At 57.0% G+C, this 1,271-nt stretch carries 1 rRNA gene; it reads left to right on the forward strand.

The features are described from left to right. Window positions 1-1,271 (forward strand): 23S ribosomal RNA (locus tag ACGF3A_RS43985); the annotation flags it as partial.

A 1,271-nucleotide genomic window follows, 5' to 3' on the forward strand; every position in this document is an offset into this window, starting at 1 on the left:
CTTGAAAGAGTGCGTAATAGCTCACTGGTCAAGTGATTCCGCGCCGATAATGTAGCGGGGCTCAAGCACACCGCCGACGTCGTGTCATTGCAGCATGAGGGCCAACGCCCGCTGTGATGGGTAGGGGAGCGTCGTGTGCCGGGTGAAGCAGCCGTGGAAACGAGTTGTGGACGGTTCACGAGTGAGAATGCAGGCATGAGTAGCGATACACACGTGAGAAACGTGTGCGCCGATTGACTAAGGGTTCCTGGGTCAAGCTGATCTGCCCAGGGTAAGTCGGGACCTAAGGCGAGGCCGACAGGCGTAGTCGATGGAGAACCGGTTGATATTCCGGTACCCGCTGTGAAGCGACAGACATCGAATCCAGTGATGCTAAGGCCGTGAAGCCGCCCTGATCCCCTACGGGGGTGAGGGGAGTGGTGGAGCCGCTGACCCGAGCTGGTAGTAGGTGAGTGATGGGGTGACGCAGGAAGGTAGTCCATCCCGGGCGGTGGTTGTCCCGGGGTAAGGGTGTAGCCCGTCATCCAGGTAAATCCGGATGGCACGAGGGTGAGACCTGATGCCGAGCCGATTGTGGTGAAGTGGATGATCCTATGCTGTCGAGAAAAGCCTCTAGCGAGTTTCATGGCGGCCCGTACCCTAAACCGACTCAGGTGGTCTGGTAGAGAATACCGAGGCGTTCGGGTGAACTATGGTTAAGGAACTCGGCAAAATGCCCCCGTAACTTCGGGAGAAGGGGGGCCACGCCTGGTGATGAGCTTTGCGCTCTGAGCTGGGGGTGGCCGCAGAGACCAGCGAGAAGCGACTGTTTACTAAAAACACAGGTCCGTGCGAAGCCGTAAGGCGAGGTATACGGACTGACGCCTGCCCGGTGCTGGAACGTTAAGGGGACCGGTTAGTCACATTTCGGTGTGGCGAAGCTGAGAACTTAAGCGCCAGTAAACGGCGGTGGTAACTATAACCATCCTAAGGTAGCGAAATTCCTTGTCGGGTAAGTTCCGACCTGCACGAATGGCGTAACGACTTCTTGACTGTCTCAACCATAGGCCCGGTGAAATTGCACTACGAGTAAAGATGCTCGTTTCGCGCAGCAGGACGGAAAGACCCCGGGACCTTTACTATAGCTTGATATTGGTGTTCGGTTCGGCTTGTGTAGGATAGGTGGGAGACTGTGAGCCCGGTACGCCAGTATCGGGGGAGTCGTTGTTGAAATACCACTCTGGTCGTGCTGGATGTCTAACCTGGGTCCGTGATCCGGATCGGGGACAGTG

The organism is Streptomyces sp. NPDC048172 (assembly GCF_043202595.1).
Taxonomy (GTDB): domain Bacteria; phylum Actinomycetota; class Actinomycetes; order Streptomycetales; family Streptomycetaceae; genus Streptomyces.